The organism is Gilvimarinus algae (assembly GCF_030518215.1).
Lineage (GTDB): Bacteria > Pseudomonadota > Gammaproteobacteria > Pseudomonadales > Cellvibrionaceae > Gilvimarinus > Gilvimarinus algae.
The window spans coordinates 1-831 of the sequence record NZ_JAULRT010000016.1 but is presented as its reverse complement, the minus strand read 5'-3'; the positions used below and the strand labels follow the sequence as shown (position 1 = coordinate 831).

Annotated in this window: 1 protein-coding gene; it reads left to right on the top strand. The window is 60.5% G+C overall.

The annotated features are described in order from the left end of the window. Positions 1-88: 88 nt before the first annotated feature. Positions 89-831, top strand: a 743-nt coding sequence (locus QWI16_RS00290) for a cadherin-like domain-containing protein (protein WP_302710716.1), incomplete at its 3' end; no start/stop codon positions are given.

The following is an 831-nucleotide window of genomic DNA, read 5'->3' as shown; positions in this document are numbered from 1 at the left end:
TGACATCACCTACAGCTACACCGAAGGCAACGCGGCGCAATCGCACAGCGCGACGAACGACAACATCATCGATCAGTTCGCGGTGGTGGTGACAGACGTTGCCGGCGAGAGCAGCAACGACACCTTGGATATCCAGATCACCGACACGGTTCCGGTGGCACAGCCTGAGAGCAACAGCCTGGGCGAAGACGATGCCAGCGTCTCGGGTACGGTGAGCGTGATCTCCGGCGCCGATGCCGACTCGATCGGCGTGCAAAACAACGTGTCGGGCAGCTACGGTACGTTCAGCATCGATGCCAACGGTGTTTACACCTACGTGTTGGATACCACCAACAGCACGGTTCAAGCGTTGGATGATACCGAGACACTGACCGACACCTTCAGCTACACGGTGACCGATGCCGATGGGGATGCGAGCACCGAGACGGTGACCATCACCATCAACGGTGCGACCGATGGCGTACCGGTGATCAGCATCGATGACGAAGACGGAGCGGCGACCGCGTCCGACAACAGCGTTGAAGAGGCGAGCGCGAACACCATCACAGGCGATGCGAATGTGAGCGCCGAAGCGGGCGTGGCGTCCGTGACGGTTGCCGGTCAAGACATCACCGGTGCGTCCAGCACCCCGGTGGTGATCAGTGGCAGCTACGGCACCTTGACCATCACCGGCTACGACGCGCTCACCGGTGACATCACCTACAGCTACACCGAAGGCAACGCGGCGCAATCGCACAGCGCGACGAACGACAACATCATCGATCAGTTCGCGGTGGTGGTGACAGACGTTGCCGGCGAGAGCAGCAACGACACCTTGGATATCCAGATCAC